The sequence below is a fragment of the Pedobacter sp. KACC 23697 genome, from assembly GCF_045348445.1.
Classification (GTDB): domain Bacteria; phylum Bacteroidota; class Bacteroidia; order Sphingobacteriales; family Sphingobacteriaceae; genus Pedobacter.
Genome location: NZ_CP157485.1, coordinates 3,961,995 through 3,978,435 on the forward strand (window position 1 = coordinate 3,961,995; position 16,441 = coordinate 3,978,435).

The window sequence follows — 16,441 nt, forward strand, 5'->3', positions numbered from 1 at the left end:
TACATTGTAATGTTGAAACGTTGCAATGTTTAAAGGTTAATTCAACTTTACAACCTTCAGACCTTTAACTTTTCAAGCTCTAAAATTTAACTATGGTATGGCAGCACGATTTTAAACGCTGTACCACTTCCTACTTTACTTTTTACGGAGATTTCTCCATCCATAAAGTTAACCAGTTCTTTGCAGAATGCCAAACCCAGGCCTACACTACCCATTTGGTTATATTCATTCTGGATCCTGAAAAACTTCTTAAATATATTATTTAATTCAGACGAGGCGATGCCTATTCCTTTATCGGCGAAACGAAAAACCAGTACCCCCTTTATTAGCTTTGCACTAATGTGCAATTTTTTCTGTTCTGGTTTTGAATACTTGTAAGCGTTCTCTGCCAGGTTATCGAACAGACTTCCCAATAACACCGGGTCGGTAATAAAGGTTTTAAAACCCACTACTTCATAAGTAATCTTAAAATCAGGATGTTTTAAGGTGTGCGATTCGATTGTACTTTCTATAAAATCAACAATATTAACTTCTTCCTGATTTAGTTTGATGGCCTTGTTTTCAATTTGCGTAAAAGCCAGTAATTTGTTCATTAAGCCGTTCAGCTTGTCGGCTTCTTCATCCAGTATCTTACCATAAAGCTGCTGCTCCTTTTGGCTTAAAGAAGGAGCACTTTTAATATTGTTACCAGCAATTTTGATTACGCTAACGGGCGTTTTGAACTCATGTGTAAGGTTATTCACGAAATCGTACTGCAACTTAAACATTTTACTATTGATGTTCAGGTTGCGGTAAATCAGAAATGCAACCAATAAAAGCACGCCATATACCAGTAATAACACTAAGGCAATCGGCATGAAGTAAATAAAAATTTCCTTCTTGATATAAGATTTTGATGAAATAAGGTATAATTTAAAATCAGAAAATGCACCTGGCAGGGCAATTTCGGTATTGATATTTTCATCTGAAGTATCTATCGGATCATAAGTTAATGGTTCAATCCTGATCGTTTGATACAATAACGGCCTGGTATTAATAATCTTGATTTGATGCGCATCGAGATTAAAGACCATTACATCCTGTTGATATACAGGTGCCGGATTTAACTTCCGTCTGATCATATCTTTATACACCCTTAAATCTTCCCGGCGGGGAATATTTAAGTAAGTGATTTTATTTTCGTTAGAATTAACGATAGAAAAATTGGTAAATAACTCTTCTTGCGTGGGTACCGATGCGGTATCGAGATCTTCAACAAAAGTGGCAAGTTTAATGGCAATTGAATTAAAATCACTTCCTACGGTAAAAGATTTTGTATCATCTTCTGAATATAACTTGACCGAATCAGGCTTTATCCCTTTCCCAAACTGGAAAATAGATTTTGGGCCGATACCGAGGTGGTTTGCATTGATTCCGTCTTTAACAGGAACATTCTTCACTTCTGTATCGTAAAAAGTAACCTTGGAGATGAAGGGATATTTTAACATCACTGTATCTACAAACTTCGCCGCTGTAGAAGAATCCAAATAACCATTGTAATAAGAAATCTCAGGCATTTTGTTCTGAAAAAAATCATTATATGGCTTAATACTCTGTTCCAGTACATTTACTTTCTCTGAAACAAAATCGTTTTCTATCGTTTTTTTGCTATAGTTAAATGCAAGAAAAAGCGATAGGATAAAAAGAATGGAAATGAGTACAATGAAAGTTATACCCAGGGAGAAATTTTTGCGGTAACTGCTTTTTTTATCTAAGGCCATACCTATTTCTTACCTAGATTTTCTTTTAAAAACGCTTCTAAAGCTTTGTATAGTGCTGTTCTACTCTGTTGGCGGACTATTGGGTCCGGGCCTTCCTCTTTTTCGATATAGGTAACCTGAACATTTCTTTTTTTAAGTTCTTTGATAAACTGTACCCCTTCTGCTACATTAACGGTCGGATCTTTTGGGTTTTGTGCAATAAAAACAGGCGATCTGAACCGTTCTGCATGAAACACGGGTGAAGCAAAGCGCATGTAATCGGTATCGGTTATCGGATTACCTACAATTTCGTAATACATCTGCAATTTGGCCTTTAAAAACGGAGGAAAAGTTTTTAGGTAACTGAACAGGTTAATTACACCAGAATTAGATCCGCCACACTTATAAAGATCGGGATTTTTATATAAACAATTTAAAGCAATGTAGCCACCAAAACCATTACCATAAATGGCAATTTTTTTAGGATTGGCAATTTTTTCTGTAATCAGCCATTTAACACCATCATTAACATCATCCTGTATTTTATCGCTCCATTGCTTAAAACCTGCAGCATAAAATGATTTCCCATAACCGGTAGAACCGCGGTAATTTACCTGCAAAACAGCATAGCCCCGGTTGGCCAAAAACTGTACTTCTGCGTTGTAGCCCCAACTATTCCTTGCTTTAGGGCCATTATGTGGCAGTACAACCACAGGTAAATTAACTGCCTTTTTATTTTTTGGTAAAGTTAAATAACCATTAATGGTTAAACCATCCCTGCTTTTGAAACTGATGGGCTTCATGGCATTCATATCTTCCGGTTTAATGGAAGGACTCACATCGGTAAGCTTTTTAAGCTTTTGATCAACAGCTGTATATAAATAATAAGACCCAGGATTTTTATCGGTAAAAGTACGTATCACAAACACCTTATCCGTTTTATTCCTATCCATAATTACCCATTCGGTACCGGGTAAAAGTTTATCAATGCCAGAGTAAGCCACTTTTGTACTGTCATCAAGATAAAATTTTTCTCTTTTCCACGTTTCGCAGGTTGCGAAAAGCATTTTTTTCCTAAAACGGGAGTAGGTTGCATCCACCACATTTAAGGTATCATTTGCAAAAAGAACCTGTTTTTCTTTACCGCTTTTTAAATCAAGCGCTACCAGTGCATTTTTATCCCGGTTAACACTCGAGATGGCATAAAGAACGTTGGGTTGGTCTTCCGAAAATGCAATCGGCTGCAAAGTAGTTTCAAAATTATTGGTAATTACAGGTGCAAATTCCTCGTTTTCCTTTTCGCGGTACATCAAGGTTTCATTCACCCCATCACTGGCAACGGCAATTTTAAGTACTCCTTTACTATCGGTCATCCATTTGGTAATATTGCCCGGGTTTTTTGCGGCAATCTCCATTTTTCCATCCCGCACGTTTAAGCGGTACACATCAAAAACGGTCGAATCGCGTTTATTGGAGGCTACAATAATATATTTATCATCAATCAGCTGATCTTCTATTACCCTCAACCTGTTTTTCTCGTTGGCACTCAACTGCACTTGCCTGCTGCCATCTTTATTGATCACAAAAATATCAGATCTACGCTCTTTAGATCCATCTTCGGTATAATAAATCAGCTCATTGTTGCTGGTCCAGAAATGGAAACTGATATTCTTCCCGTTCAAATGGGTTAACTGAACGCTATTTCCGGTGGCAAGATCTTCAGCAAAAAGATCAAGTTTTTTATCATGAAGCTTTAAATATGAAAGACTTTTCCCATCAGGAGAAATCCGATAGTAGGCTTTATCCTGCGTTTTAAAAAAATCGTCTACAGGAATAGTATCACGGTTTGTGCCTTTGCAAGCCCAGACCAATGCAACCATTAACAATAGGAAAATCTTTTTAAGCATAAATAAATCCTTTACGGGACAACAAAAATAAACATCGTCTCAATTTAACAGCGATTTACACCAACAATGTTACTCATGCGATCTAATAATAAGTAGTGGTTCAATTTAGTATTTATAAAATATCTACAAAATAAAATACAGGTAACATTTAAAATACGTTTAATATCCATTGGCGGTTTAGCTAAAGATGTATTAAAATATTACATTTAAAACTTAAAATTTAGGATTTATGAACCGTTTTTTTTTCATCATATTCTTATTGCTATCATTTGGAACAAGTGCGCAAATCTCTCGACCCGACCAGCAGATTGCATCTGACGAAAGTAGCCTGGCTATTCAATATTATCGGGATGGCGAATATGATAAGGCAGTGGTGCTACTGGAAAAACGCTATGCCAACTCAAATAATGAAGCCTATTTCGATATTTACTTTCATGCATTGCTAAAATTGAAACGCTATGATGCGGCGGAGAAAGTGGTTAAAAAGGAAATCAAAAAAAATCCACAGAACGATATTTATCCAATAGCCTTAGGCAAGCTTTATCAGGAGAAAGGCGATGTACAGGCGGCCAATAAAATCTTTAATGAGGTAATTGCGAAACTACCAAAAGAAGAGTTCAGGATCAGAAATCTGGCCAACAACTTTTATCAGTTCGAAAATTACGATTATGCGGTACAAACCTTTAAACAAGGCAGAAAGTTATTTGGCGACGATCAAATGTTTGTCTTCGAATTATTAAATATCTACCGTTTTAAAAAGGATAAGCCCATGCTCACGCAGGAGTATCTGGATGCACTTGCAACAATGCCACAACTTTTACCGCAGGCAGAAACCGTACTCTCTTCTGTTTTTGAAGATAAAAATGATTATCAAACTTTTCAGACCGCCATTTTAAAAAAAGTACAAAAAGCACCTGACGCCGAAGTTTACATTCAGTTACTCACCTGGAATTATATTCAGCAACAGGAATTTGATATGGCCCTGCGCCAGCTTATTGCGTACGATAAACGCACGAAGGCTGATGGGGCCACCTTGTTCAATGCCATTTATACCTTTGTTGATAATGGAGCCTACGAAACAGCGATTAAAGCTTACGAATATCTGCTCGCCAAAGGAAAGGACAGCCAGTATTATCTTCCTTCAAAAATAGAAATGCTGAACACCAGGTATAACCTACGTACCAGTGGAAAATATACCGTTGCCGATCTTGCTCTGCTGGCGAAAGATTATCAGGCACTGTTAAGCGAAAATGGCAAGAACAGGAACACACTTTTCGCCATAAAAAAACTGGCCAACCTGCAGGCTTATTATTTAAATCAGCCAGGTGATGCCGAAAAAGAACTGGAAGAAGCCATAAAAATGCCTGGCATTAACGATCAGGACTTAGGTCAGCTAAAACTTGATTTAGGCGACATTTATATTTTAACCAACCAACCCTGGGAAGCTTTTTTAGTGTACGAGCAGGTGAGCAAACAGTTTGAAGGTCAGGCGATAGGAAATGAAGCCCGTTTCAGGAGTGCTAAACTTTCTTTTTATCAGGGCAATTTCGAATACAGCAATAGTCAATGTTTAGTTTTAAAAGCGGCTACCTCACAATTGATAGCCAATGATGCATTAAACCTCAGTTTATTGATAAGTGATAACATCCAGACTCCAGCCGATAGCAATGCACTAAAAATGTATGCTGATGCAGAGATGCTTTTATTTAGAAACCTACCCGAAAGAGCCATAAAAAAAATGGACAGCATTGCGATTGCCTATCCGCAAAATAGCTTAACCGATGCGATAATGATGAGTAAAGCAAGAGTTTTTATTAAAGCAAACGATTTTCAAAAAGCTGCTGATGTCCTTAAAAAAGTAGCGGAAGAATTTAAAGACGGGATCTGGACAGATGATGCCCTATTTACATTGGGCGATCTGTACGAAAAGAAACTGAACGATATTGCGCAAGCTAAAATCTATTTTCAAAAACTGATTACAGATTATCCGGGCAGCATGTTCAGTGCTGAGGCAAGAAAAAGATTCAGGAATTTGCGGGGAGATGGGGTTTAGTTAGGCAATGGTTCATTTGTCGTTAGTTCATTGGTCATTGGTTCATTAGCCATTAGTAACTGAGAATTGTAAACTACATGGTGAATTGTTCAACTCGGTTAACCTCGCTCAAAACACCATTCGCAAAAGCAAAAGAATCTATTGTTTCCAATCCCAAACTACCACATTCCACTCTACGTCGGTACGATCTGTATAAGTGTAAATCACCTCAAAGCCAACACGCTTGTGCGCATTCATTGACCTTAAATTAATACTGGCGATCTCCGTGATTGCGAAGTCATATCTACCGTTAAAATAATCTTTGTAAGCTTGATAACATTCATCAAATAGGCCTTTGCCCCGATAATCATACCCTACACACACCTGGCCGACCACAATATAATGATAATCAGAAACCGGTTTCTCATGGTATAAAATATCATCGAAACTTTCGTACATTTCAACCAGCCTCGGGATATCATTTTTTGATTGATCGGTCATTGCTAACACATAGGCTGCAATCACATCACCATCTTTTGCAACAATATTAGGCTCGTATCGATGCATCTTTTCCAGATCATCAGTCGAGTGCGAAACCGTGACAAAACCTTGTGCTGTAATTTGTGCGGGTGCTAAATTCTGTTTTAGGTTCTGCTTTTGAAGTTCAAGAATCCCTTTTAGATCTTTGGTAGAAGATGTAGTGATGGTGATCATTTTAATATTGCATGTAACTTAGGCATCTAATGCAATAATAGTTAACGTTAATAACAAAATGAAGCAAATTGCGGCTAAGATTAAAATCCTGGCACCGTGTTGTCTATCCATTAAGGAATAAGAAAAAACTTTTTCACCGGTATTTAATGTCCGCTTTTTTTTCATTAAATCCCAGCCGATAACCAGCCCCAAAACGCCACCAAAAATGGCAGTGAGGTAACCTGTATAAATGTAGTTGCGCGTTGAATTATCTATTTTGTGAGAGGCGTTGGTTCGTATCATGCTAAAAAACAATAAGAATCGCCAAATTTAAGTTATTAAGACCACTTTTAAGAATAAAATCTACATCCATCAATTTTTAACATTTATATATTTATCTACCTTTGTGTATGTTTTTATATAATGTTACGCTCATCCTCGAAGATGCAGCAGCCGAAGAATGGTTACAGTGGATGCAGCATATTCATATTCCACAGGTTATGGCTACAGGTTTATTTGTTTCTAACCGTTTATTAAAGGTTGTTGATTCACCTAATGAAGGGGTAACTTACTGCTCACAATACGTTGTGGAAACATTGGATCACTATCATAAATACCAGGAAGAATTTGCACCAGCTTTACAGGCCGAGTTAAACGAAAGGTTTAAGAACCGTTTTGTTGCCTATAGAAGTTTGATGGAATTCGTCGCTTAGACTTCGGACTCCCGGCTAAGGACTCCGGACTTATTTGAGCTTCTCGTTATTCTTGTGCCTTTCTGCATCGCGGATACTCTTTTTCTCCAGGTTCTTTTCCAAGGCATCGGTCAGGTTTATACCGGTTTGATTGGCCAGACAGATCAGCACAAACATGACGTCGGCCATTTCATCGGCCAGGTTTACGGCTTCGTCGCTTTTTTTAAACGATTGCTCGCCATATTTACGGGCCATAATCCTTGCAACCTCCCCAACCTCTTCCATCAAAATGGCCGTGTTCGTTAATTCATTAAAATAACGGATCCCTGTAGTTTTTATCCACCTGTCTACTGTTTCCTGTGCTTCGTTAATAGTCATTTTTTTCCTCTTTTATTTCTGATTTTATGATACCGGTAACTTCTTTTTTTGCGCCTTCCAGTAAAAAAACTGCCGCACCTTTTTCTCTGGCATAAGGATTTTTCAATTCGCCAATTTTAGTAATTTTATCAAATAATGGTTGCTCGCTCTTCCTTTGAGGATCTTCATCGCCAGCCCATTCGATTAAAATTAAATCTTTTATGGGCTTATCCATTTTAAACCAGTACAGGTAATCGGCATTGTACGATACAGCATTAATGTTTTTATACTTTGAATAATAATTGACCGCACCTGCTTGTCCATAATTATCGGCACGTATCAATACAGCAGATTTATCTTTAACCTTACCGTAAGCAATATCAACAATTGCGGCCAGTTCTTTCCAGCCCTGCATATCTGCATAATCCTGAGGCAACTCATGGTTCTTGCCATCTTCCCAGCGTAATGCGCCTACCCGCTCGAACCTTTTATGGTGGGCAATAATTTGTGCAGGACTATAAACCGGCATCAAAAGTGGGAGCAGGTAAATAAATGTGCCAATATTAAAAGCGAACAGCAAGGCCGATAGAATATGTTTCTTTACTAAAACCCGACTTAAATAAACCGCACCAAAAGCCAGTAAAACCGGATATAAACCTAAGGCATAGTAATCTTTTGCTTTAAAATAGCTAAATATGATTAGGGTAATAATGTAGGTCAGAATAATCCAGCTGTATTTCCTGAAATCTTTATAAAAAATCAAACTGCCGATCCCCGCTAAAAGAATAAAAATTGAACTGATAAAAAAGAGAAACTGCCCGATGAAAAAATCGAACCGGTTTACATGCACCAATTGTGTTGCCCGCAAGAGTTTCATGTGTTTAAGCACTGGGAAATGATTGTCAATCTGCCAGATTACATTAGGCGAAATGATTAAAACCACCAGTAATATAGACAGGTAAAGGTGTTTATCGGTGAATATTTTTCTATTTGGGGTAATAATGATGGCTGGCAACAAACCAATGATCAGAAACAGGACATTGTATTTGTTTAAAAAACCTAACGCCACAAAAACAGCAAAAGCATACAGATATTTAGCCTCTTTTTGATCGAAATACCTCAATAAATAATAGAATATGGCTGTCCAGGCTAAAACATCAAAGGAGTTGGGCTGATAAAGGGTATTTAGCCTTAGCAAAGAAGAACATATACAGGCTACGGCAACCAAACATTTGGCCAATAAGTTCCCTTTTAAAAAACCAACGATTTTCCAGCAATACAGTATGGTTATGGCCCCAATTATTGCGGGTACCAGCTTTACCACAAAAACACCATTTCCAAAAGCTTTGATCAGCCATGAAAACAGCGAGGTTAAAGGCGGAACGGAAGTAAAACCTGCAGCGAGGTGATTGGCCTGGTCTAAATGGAGAAACTCGTCGCGTTGTAATTCATAAACCGAATTAACCAATACAAAAGATAAAATTAGTTTTAGTCCTAAAAAAAATACCAAAAAACCATATGCAGTTAAACGGTTCGGATTTTTATCTTTCATATAAGCTTAGGTTAAAAGTTTGGAATAAATTAATATTACTTTTTTGACCATTCCAGACCTGATAAGTTACGTGGCTGTTGTTCAAACTTGAATTATTCCTTATTTTTTGTATCAATCAGAATCGTAACCGGTCCGTCGTTTAAGAGTGCAATTTTCATATCAGCGCCAAAAATTCCTGTTTTTACTCTCTTGCCCAATAAATCCGATAGCTTTTCGATCATTTTCTCGTAAAGTGGAATCGCTACATCTGGTCGTGCTGCCCTGGTAAAACCCGGGCGGTTTCCTTTTTTGGTAGATGCAAACAAGGTAAACTGGCTGATCAGCAAAATATCTCCACCCACATCGCCAAGTGCCCTATTCATCATTCCGTTTTCATCACCAAAAACGCGCATACCGATAATCTTCTGTGCCAGCCACTCTAAATCTTCTAAAGTATCAGCCTCTTCAATACCTAATAATATTAAAAATCCGTTTTCAATGGCTCCTGTTATCTCACCATCGACTGTACAACTTGCCTGTATAACTCTTTGTAAAACTGCCCGCATTTTATACTATTTTTGCTCAAATCAATTGTATGCGCAAGATAAGTATTTTAGTCATCTCTGTATTTCTCTTCTTCGGTTGTAAGCAAAAACCGGTTGTTCACCCTACTTTTTATTATTGGAGAACGGATTATCAGAACAAAAAAGCAGAAACTGATTATCTTGATCAATTTAAGTCAAAATCCTTGTATGTGCGGATGATGGATGTAGATTTTAATCCGGATCTGCAATTGCCTGTACCCATATCGCCAATTAAATTTTCGGATCCGATACCCCAACAGACCGACATTATACCGGTAGTGTTTATCGTTAACCAGGTTTTTAATAAGATTGATACCACGCAGACCATAGTAATGGCCGATCGCATTGCCAAATTTGTAGCCGCAAAGGTAAAACAGGCCGGAAAACAAAATTACCACGAACTTCAGATCGATTGCGATTGGACTAAAGGCACCAGGAACAGGTATTTTAAATTCCTCGAACAGTTAAAGGCAAGACCGCTTTTAAAGGGAAAAACCATTTCGGTAACCTTACGTCTGCATCAGGTTAAAAACATCGTATCGAGTGGTGTACCTCCAGTAGAAAAGGCTATCTTAATGTGTTACAACATGGGCAACCTGCGTAAATACGGCGATCAAAACTCGATATTGGATCAGCATGAAATGGATCAATACCTCAAAGATTACCTGGAACAATACCCCTTGCCACTTGATGTTGCACTGCCTCTTTTTGAATGGGCAGTAGTATTCAGAAACAAACAATACTCAGGTATTTCCAAACGGATCGGCAAAACCCAGATTGAAGACAAAAGGCTCTTTAAAAGGCGCGAAAATTCCATTCTTTACGACTTGCTGATTGATTATCCTGCTGCTGGATTAAAAAAGGGAGACGTGATCAGATGGGAACAGGTTTCTGCTAAAGATTTACTTTTAACCTCCAAATTTTTATCCCGATATTTAGCCCCCAGAGAACGTAACCTCGTTTTTTACCATTTAGACATCGACCTTTTAAAACATTTTAAGCATGAAGACCTTCAAAAAGTTATCGCTGATTTTTAGTGTATTCCTGATTACTTTTTTCGGCGAAATTGCTGTAAATCTTGCCTGTGGCGGTGAGATAGACCCTTACGATTATTATATTTCTTATTTTCATAACAATATTGAAGGAGATGAATATTCGCCCTTTGCCTACAACCAAATGGTTTATCTTAACAGCGAAACGGATGTAGAAAGCGAGCCGGAGATCAATAGCCGTGAATGGGCTAAATTCCTCGATGTTAAAAAAGAGGATGTACTAAAAGTAATGTACAGAACCGATAGTGCTACGGATGTAAAACTGTTTAATTTTGACGGTAATATTTCGCAATTGCCTGATAGCCTCCAACAAAATAGTTTTATCCAGGCATTAGGCAAACGCAAAGCGCCTTTAAAATATTATCAGTTTGCCAAAAGTTGTGAGCCATTGGCCAATGTGGCATTTAACCTCTGGGATGCAACACCGCGTGATACCGCAACAATGGCTGCCAAAGCCCGGGAAGGTTTAAAATTAACAGTAGCTGAAAAAGACGATTTTCTGAAATTACGTTATGCTTACCAAACGGAACGGATGTTCCATTTTGCAGGCCTGCATACAGAGAGTAAATCAACTTATGAAACCTATGTTAAAACCAGCAAGGTAAATAGTGCCGTTAAAGGATGGGCGTTGGCTTTATATGCCGGTTCCATCCGCAGGTTGGGCAATCCGGATGAATCTGCTTTTTTATTCTCAAAGGTTTTTGCCAGTAACCCGGAGCGGAGAATACAGGCCTACAAAAACTATTACTACACCAGTTCTCCGGTTCAAGGTGCTTTAAAATATGCCAAAACCAATAATGAAAAAGCCAATATATGGGCAATTAATGGTTTTGGCAATGCCGATTCGGGCATAGAAAGCATCAGCAAAGTTTATAGTTATGAACCCAAAAGCCAGTTGAATGGCACATTACTGGTACGCGAAGTAAATAAATTGGAGCAAGATCTTATTGAAGCAAATGACATTGCAAAAATTGGTTATAATTATTACTTTTCGGATAGCGGCAATCCAAAATATAAAGACAGTTTAAAAAATGTTCATCTAAAACACCTAAATGAAATCAGGAATTTTGCTGTTAAGCTTGCCACCGAAAAGAAATATCCGCAGCCAGAACTAGGTAATTTAACCGCGGCCTATTTATCCTGGATGGAGAATAACGATCCTCTGGCATCAAATTACCTGGCCATTTTAAAACCAGATAAACTGCCTGAAAGACTGCGCGACCAATACCGCATTATCGATCTGTTGATCAAGGCAAAAAACATCAAAAAAGGTAACGTATTTAACGAGAACGACTTATTACCCACACTAAAATGGCTGGATGAAAAACGTTTTGCAGAAAATAAAAACCAACCCAACGGGCAATATGATTATGACAATCAGGCCAATAAACGTTTCAGCAGAACGACGAGGAATTTTTATCAGCAGATATTGGCCCCGGCCTATCTGAGCATGGGCGATACGGCAAAAGCAGCACTGGCAATGGTTAAAGGCGATCTGGAACACAAAACACTAAAAGAGAATTCGCTTTTCCAGAATATGAGCTATCAGAGCATTAATTTTTGGCAGAACAACCTGAGTCCGAAAAGTATGCAGGGCTTAGCGCTTTATAAAACCAAAGCAGGGGGCAATGATGTTACCGGTTTACTGGCTTCGGCTCTAAACCAACTCAAAAACGACGATTTTTATGAGCTTTATGGTACTACTTACCTGCGTACACACCAATACGACAAAGCTGTTCAAATGTTTGCAAAGGTTTCGGCAGGTTATAAATATTTTGCTCCTGAAAACTGGTACGGAGATGGGGAGAATACTAAACTTTATGCCAACCCATTTATCGAAACCATTAACGATTTCCCTAAAAAGTATGTAACAGCGAAAGCATCTATTACTAAAAAAACTTTTGCTGCAGAAATGCTCCGTTTACAGAAATTAACAGTTAGTGACAAAAAGAATGCTGCACTTTATTATTATAAAATGGCGAATGCGGTTTACCAAACAGGTTATTTTGGCAACAGCTGGTTCCTGATCAGTTACGATTGGTCATCTTATGATAACAGTACACCAGCGAAATATGTATACGATGGGGATTATAAAAAGGCGAAAACCGCAAAAGCATGGTATTTGAAAGCGAGGGCCTTAAGCACCAATGCTGATTTTAAGGCAAAATGTACTTTTATGCTGGCTAAATGTTTGCAAAAACAGATTATTATGAACGCGAATCCATTATCTTTTTACTATTATGATAAAACAGATGTAAAATGGAAAAATTTTATCAAGGCCAATTATAATAACCCATATCTTAAAGAATTAAGGCTTAACTACAACAAAACGCCTTTTTACGCTATTGCAGCAGGAGAATGCAGTTATTTAGGAGATTTTATCAAGCCAAAAACGCAATAAGTAGCGTCATCTCCACTGAAGCGCAGCGAAATGGAGAGATCTATCAAAGCAGATTTCCCGGCTTCGCTGCGCTCCGCTCAAAATGACGAATCTACAGCTACCACCTGATCAGCGCACTGGCCCAGGTAAAGCCCGATCCAAATGCAGCGAGACAAACCAGATCACCATCTTTAATTTTACCAGCTTCCCAAGCTTCGCATAAGGCAATCGGCACGGAAGCTGCCGTGGTATTGCCATATTTTTGGATATTATTAAAAACCTGATCGTCTTTTAAACCTAATAATTGCTGCACATATTGACTGATACGCAAGTTTGCCTGGTGTGGCACCAGCATATCAATATCTTTTTCGGTTAAATGATTAGCGGCCAAAGCCTCTTTAATTACCTCTGGAAATTTCACTACCGCTTTTTTGAAAACTGCCGGACCATCCATATAAGGTAAGGCGGCACCGCTCTCTAAAATTTCATTTGTCATAAACAAACCACCCAGTTCCTGTTCCGGGTAGGCAGGTTTATCTTTTAACCATTTATTGGCATGAGAACCGGGATAATACATGGCCAAAATTTCGGCATCGGCACCGTCACTATGTAAATGTGTACTTAAAATTCCTTTTCCCGGCTCATCCGTAGGCTGTAATACTACTGCACCAGCACCATCGCCAAAAATTACCGATACATTACGGCTCCGGGTTTCGAAATCCATGGCAAATGAGTGTTTTTCGCTTCCCACTACCAAAACATTTTTATACATGCCGGTTTTTACAAACTGATCGGCTACCGAAAGAGCATAAACAAAGCCAGAACATTGATTCCGGATATCCAAAGCACCAATTTCACCCATGCCCATTTCGCGTTGCAGCAGTACCCCACATCCCGGAAAATAATAATCAGGACTAAGTGTTGCAAAAACAATAAAATCTACCTCTTTAGCCGTAATCCCGGCTCTTTCGATGGCAATTTTAGCCGCTTCGATACCCATAGTAGTAGTGGTTTCCTCATTACGGTCGGCAAAACGGCGTTCTTTAATACCGGTACGTTCCTGGATCCAGGCATCGTTCGTGTCCATAAAACGGCTCAAATCATCGTTGGTATATACATTTTTCGGAACGTAATAACCTATTCCTGCAATTTTAGACTGGTGCATGCTCGTGTTTATATTAGTTGATTAACAAATGTATTAAAAGAGATGGAAGAATAGATAAAATGTACGATGTAAGAGGCAGTACGGACTTCATTCATTAAAAACATAATCGATTGAATGTTGCGAATGTAAACCCAAGAGAGGATATTTAGCTATAAGTCAAATGATCATCCATTTTACCTATTACATCTTACATAAAAATAGTTATTTTTGTACCATGTCTACAGAAACCAAAGAAGAGACCTTTACGCTCGAAGAAATTTTAACTTCCTTAAAAACTGTACATCGCCTTATTTTATGGAATGATGATATCAATACTTTCGACCATGTGATTTACTGCATGATGAAATACCTGGATTATAACGAATCGCAGGCCGAAAAAATTGCATGGAAAGTGCATAATGAAGGTAAATGCCCTGTTTTAGAAGGATCATTTACAGAAATGGAAGTGTACCGCAAAATTTTGCAGCAAGAAGGTTTGACGGTTTCGGTTGATTAGGGCATTTTCTAGCCAATCGTCATGCTGAACTTGTTTCAGCATCTATTTAAGTAAGAAGAAGACCCTGAAATAAATTACCTTCGGTGAGCTCGCTAAGGCTCGGTTCAGGGTGACGATCGTGTAAAAGAGACTATAATATTACCCCTCCAATCCTTTCAAAAGCGCAGTTAACCCAACCTGTGTAGTTTGTGTTTTATCTTTAGCATACCAGCCGTGAAGTTTTTCCGCCAAAACCGGCATTTCGGAAGTTTCCGTCCTCCATTCTTTTAAAAGTTCCTGTAAAACCTGTGGCCGTGGACCCCAGGTTGCCAAAACCTGATCGGCCGATTGATTTAAAACAATTAAAACCGGAATAGCCCTACCCCCATTGGTTAAATGTGCGTCAATCAGTGGCAGGTTTTTATCCCGAAGTACAAATTTCAGGTCAATTTTACCTAAAGAGGCTGTTGCGATTTTATTGAAAAGCGGAACAATCTGCGCAGCATCGCCACACCAACCTTCGGTAATCACCAGAAACTTATAATTTTCTTTAAGCTGTTCAATAGTTGATATCAAGTCATCATTTAAGCTAATCGTTTTATCTACGCGGTTCATGCGCTGCACATTCATTTTAGTGTAGTGCAAATCATAAGTTACATCGCCGGTAGCCTTTCCCTCTAACAGAAGTTGATCAATCAATGCACGATAGGTTTGATAATCCATTCCTTGTTCGCTGAAAATTTCGCTGTAATTAACCATGATGTTTAAAATTATGCAGCAAAGAAAGGGAGAAATTAACTTAAAACAATCATGATTTTGCAAGAAAACGCAAGCGTATGATTGCACAGATTTTGGGATTACACAGATTTTATAACGGCAACAGAATGGTATTTTTTTACAATTATCGTTCCTTGCAATTACAGTACTTGTATTAATTAAACCCGATCCGATAGCTATCGGATCACGGACGGCGATTGTACCACTAAACTGTCATCAGTTTACTTACATGCTTTGTTAAAGCCACAAAATCTGCAACAGTTAACTGTTCGGCACGCTTTTCAAAATAAATATGATCGTCCATTTTATCTTTAGGCATCACCGCAGAAACGGCATTGCGCAAGGTTTTTCTCCGCTGGTTAAAACCGGCCTTAACCACCCGCCAGAATAACTTTTCATCGCAGTCTAAAGTCTCCACTTCATTGCGGGTTAGACGGATCACGGCAGAGTGTACCTTCGGCGGCGGATTAAACGTACCTGGCTTAACCGTAAACAGGTACTCAATTTTATAATAAGCCTGGAGAAACACACTCAAAATACCATATTCCTTACTACCTGCCGGCGCCGCACAACGCTGTGCCACCTCCTTTTGGAACATCCCCACCATTTCTACAACCTTATGGCGGTTATCTAAAATCTTAAATAAAATCTGCGAGGAGATATTATAAGGAAAATTACCAATAATGGCAAATTGTCCGGGGAAAATAGCGTCAAACTCAAGCTTTAAAAAATCGCCGTTTATCAACCGATCGCCAAGCTGCGGGTATTTTTCATTCAAAAAATGGAAAGATTCCATATCAATATCAATCAGATATGTTGTTAAATCTTTACGCTGCAGCAAAAAATCAGATAAGATTCCCATTCCTGGCCCAACTTCTAAAACCTGACTATATTTATCGGTATTCACCAAAGCCTCAACAATGCGGTTAGCAATGCCCTTATCGGTTAAAAAATGTTGTCCTAAATGTTTTTTTGCTTTTACTAAACTCATCTTACGCTTTATTTACCGCATAGGCACAGAAACCATAGAAAAATTTTCTGTAGAATAAGAAAACCC

15 protein-coding genes are annotated in these 16,441 nt (G+C 38.4%); 5 read left to right on the top strand and 10 right to left on the bottom strand.

Features of this window, described 5'->3' with window-relative positions; genetic code table 11:
* Nucleotides 1-86 precede the first annotated feature (86 nt).
* Together ABEG20_RS15885 and ABEG20_RS15890 are read right to left on the bottom strand one after the other, a co-directional pair.
* Nucleotides 87-1,760, bottom strand: coding sequence for a sensor histidine kinase (locus tag ABEG20_RS15885; protein WP_406824263.1), 1,674 nt, complete (start codon nucleotides 1,758-1,760; stop codon nucleotides 87-89).
* A 2-nt stretch (nucleotides 1,761-1,762) separates the two neighbouring features.
* Nucleotides 1,763-3,646, bottom strand: a complete 1,884-nt coding sequence (locus ABEG20_RS15890; protein ID WP_406824264.1) for a S9 family peptidase — start codon at nucleotides 3,644-3,646, stop codon at nucleotides 1,763-1,765.
* 229 nt (nucleotides 3,647-3,875) lie between these two features.
* Here ABEG20_RS15890 and ABEG20_RS15895 point away from each other — a divergent pair, with 229 nt between their 5' ends.
* Nucleotides 3,876-5,699 (top strand): tetratricopeptide repeat protein, encoded by a 1,824-nt coding sequence (locus ABEG20_RS15895; RefSeq protein ID WP_406824265.1) that lies wholly within the window; start codon nucleotides 3,876-3,878, stop codon nucleotides 5,697-5,699.
* Between the two features lie 138 nt (nucleotides 5,700-5,837).
* Here ABEG20_RS15895 and ABEG20_RS15900 read toward each other — a convergent pair whose 3' ends face one another.
* Nucleotides 5,838-6,392, bottom strand: coding sequence for an N-acetyltransferase family protein (locus ABEG20_RS15900; protein ID WP_406824266.1), 555 nt, complete (start codon nucleotides 6,390-6,392; stop codon nucleotides 5,838-5,840).
* Nucleotides 6,393-6,410: 18 nt separating this feature from the next.
* Entirely contained in the window at nucleotides 6,411-6,674 is a 264-nt protein-coding gene (locus ABEG20_RS15905) for a hypothetical protein (RefSeq protein ID WP_406824267.1), read from the bottom strand.
* Between the two features lie 107 nt (nucleotides 6,675-6,781).
* Here ABEG20_RS15905 and ABEG20_RS15910 point away from each other — a divergent pair, with 107 nt between their 5' ends.
* Nucleotides 6,782-7,084, top strand: coding sequence for a DUF4286 family protein (locus ABEG20_RS15910; protein WP_406824268.1), 303 nt, complete (start codon nucleotides 6,782-6,784; stop codon nucleotides 7,082-7,084).
* Nucleotides 7,085-7,114: 30 nt separating this feature from the next.
* Here the strand turns inward: ABEG20_RS15910 and ABEG20_RS15915 are convergent, their stop codons facing one another.
* The 3 genes from ABEG20_RS15915 to dtd all read right to left on the bottom strand — a co-directional run bounded on the left by ABEG20_RS15915 (nucleotide 7,115) and on the right by dtd (nucleotide 9,517).
* Nucleotides 7,115-7,441 (bottom strand): nucleotide pyrophosphohydrolase, encoded by a 327-nt coding sequence (locus tag ABEG20_RS15915; RefSeq protein WP_406824269.1) that lies wholly within the window; start codon nucleotides 7,439-7,441, stop codon nucleotides 7,115-7,117.
* Complete coding sequence (locus ABEG20_RS15920; protein WP_406824270.1) at nucleotides 7,431-8,972, bottom strand: glycosyltransferase family 39 protein; 1,542 nt, start codon at nucleotides 8,970-8,972, stop codon at nucleotides 7,431-7,433. The genes ABEG20_RS15915 and ABEG20_RS15920 overlap by 11 nt, the downstream gene beginning before the upstream one ends.
* A 92-nt stretch (nucleotides 8,973-9,064) precedes the next feature.
* Nucleotides 9,065-9,517, bottom strand: coding sequence for a D-aminoacyl-tRNA deacylase (gene dtd / locus ABEG20_RS15925; RefSeq protein WP_406824271.1), 453 nt, complete (start codon nucleotides 9,515-9,517; stop codon nucleotides 9,065-9,067).
* A gap of 29 nt (nucleotides 9,518-9,546) precedes the next feature.
* On the opposite strand from dtd, the gene ABEG20_RS15930 reads away from it, so the two are divergent.
* On the top strand, nucleotides 9,547-10,572 hold the full coding sequence (locus tag ABEG20_RS15930) for a hypothetical protein (RefSeq protein ID WP_406824272.1): 1,026 nt from the start codon (nucleotides 9,547-9,549) through the stop codon (nucleotides 10,570-10,572).
* The gene (locus ABEG20_RS15935; RefSeq protein WP_406824273.1) at nucleotides 10,538-12,988 is read left to right on the top strand and encodes a hypothetical protein; all 2,451 of its coding nucleotides are present in this window, start codon (nucleotides 10,538-10,540) and stop codon (nucleotides 12,986-12,988) included. The genes ABEG20_RS15930 and ABEG20_RS15935 overlap by 35 nt, the downstream gene beginning before the upstream one ends.
* A 97-nt stretch (nucleotides 12,989-13,085) precedes the next feature.
* Here ABEG20_RS15935 and ABEG20_RS15940 read toward each other — a convergent pair whose 3' ends face one another.
* Nucleotides 13,086-14,132, bottom strand: coding sequence for a 3-oxoacyl-ACP synthase III family protein (locus tag ABEG20_RS15940; RefSeq protein ID WP_406824274.1), 1,047 nt, complete (start codon nucleotides 14,130-14,132; stop codon nucleotides 13,086-13,088).
* A gap of 214 nt (nucleotides 14,133-14,346) precedes the next feature.
* Here ABEG20_RS15940 and ABEG20_RS15945 point away from each other — a divergent pair, with 214 nt between their 5' ends.
* The gene (locus ABEG20_RS15945; RefSeq protein WP_025143968.1) at nucleotides 14,347-14,628 is read left to right on the top strand and encodes an ATP-dependent Clp protease adaptor ClpS; all 282 of its coding nucleotides are present in this window, start codon (nucleotides 14,347-14,349) and stop codon (nucleotides 14,626-14,628) included.
* 138 nt (nucleotides 14,629-14,766) lie between these two features.
* On the opposite strand, the gene ABEG20_RS15950 is transcribed toward ABEG20_RS15945, so the two are convergent.
* Nucleotides 14,767-15,366 carry a thioredoxin family protein gene (locus ABEG20_RS15950; protein WP_406824275.1) on the bottom strand — a complete coding sequence of 200 codons (600 nt, stop codon included), beginning with the start codon at nucleotides 15,364-15,366 and terminating at the stop codon, nucleotides 14,767-14,769.
* Between the two features lie 223 nt (nucleotides 15,367-15,589).
* Entirely contained in the window at nucleotides 15,590-16,375 is a 786-nt protein-coding gene (rsmA, locus tag ABEG20_RS15955) for a 16S rRNA (adenine(1518)-N(6)/adenine(1519)-N(6))-dimethyltransferase RsmA (RefSeq protein ID WP_406824276.1), read from the bottom strand.
* Between the last annotated feature and the right edge of the window lie 66 nt (nucleotides 16,376-16,441).

What these genes read in the sequence shown, in the direction of transcription:
- ABEG20_RS15885 (WP_406824263.1), bottom strand. Translation starts at nt 1,760, where the DNA reads ATGGCCTTAGATAAAAAAAGCAGTTACCGCAAAAATTTCTCCCTGGGT.
- ABEG20_RS15890 (WP_406824264.1), bottom strand. Translation starts at nt 3,646, where the DNA reads ATGCTTAAAAAGATTTTCCTATTGTTAATGGTTGCATTGGTCTGGGCT.
- ABEG20_RS15895 (WP_406824265.1), top strand. Translation starts at nt 3,876, where the DNA reads ATGAACCGTTTTTTTTTCATCATATTCTTATTGCTATCATTTGGAACA.
- ABEG20_RS15900 (WP_406824266.1), bottom strand. Translation starts at nt 6,392, where the DNA reads ATGATCACCATCACTACATCTTCTACCAAAGATCTAAAAGGGATTCTT.
- ABEG20_RS15905 (WP_406824267.1), bottom strand. Translation starts at nt 6,674, where the DNA reads ATGATACGAACCAACGCCTCTCACAAAATAGATAATTCAACGCGCAAC.
- ABEG20_RS15910 (WP_406824268.1), top strand. Translation starts at nt 6,782, where the DNA reads ATGTTTTTATATAATGTTACGCTCATCCTCGAAGATGCAGCAGCCGAA.
- ABEG20_RS15915 (WP_406824269.1), bottom strand. Translation starts at nt 7,441, where the DNA reads ATGACTATTAACGAAGCACAGGAAACAGTAGACAGGTGGATAAAAACT.
- ABEG20_RS15920 (WP_406824270.1), bottom strand. Translation starts at nt 8,972, where the DNA reads ATGAAAGATAAAAATCCGAACCGTTTAACTGCATATGGTTTTTTGGTA.
- dtd (WP_406824271.1), bottom strand. Translation starts at nt 9,517, where the DNA reads ATGCGGGCAGTTTTACAAAGAGTTATACAGGCAAGTTGTACAGTCGAT.
- ABEG20_RS15930 (WP_406824272.1), top strand. Translation starts at nt 9,547, where the DNA reads ATGCGCAAGATAAGTATTTTAGTCATCTCTGTATTTCTCTTCTTCGGT.
- ABEG20_RS15935 (WP_406824273.1), top strand. Translation starts at nt 10,538, where the DNA reads ATGAAGACCTTCAAAAAGTTATCGCTGATTTTTAGTGTATTCCTGATT.
- ABEG20_RS15940 (WP_406824274.1), bottom strand. Translation starts at nt 14,132, where the DNA reads ATGCACCAGTCTAAAATTGCAGGAATAGGTTATTACGTTCCGAAAAAT.
- ABEG20_RS15945 (WP_025143968.1), top strand. Translation starts at nt 14,347, where the DNA reads ATGTCTACAGAAACCAAAGAAGAGACCTTTACGCTCGAAGAAATTTTA.
- ABEG20_RS15950 (WP_406824275.1), bottom strand. Translation starts at nt 15,366, where the DNA reads ATGGTTAATTACAGCGAAATTTTCAGCGAACAAGGAATGGATTATCAA.
- rsmA (WP_406824276.1), bottom strand. Translation starts at nt 16,375, where the DNA reads ATGAGTTTAGTAAAAGCAAAAAAACATTTAGGACAACATTTTTTAACC.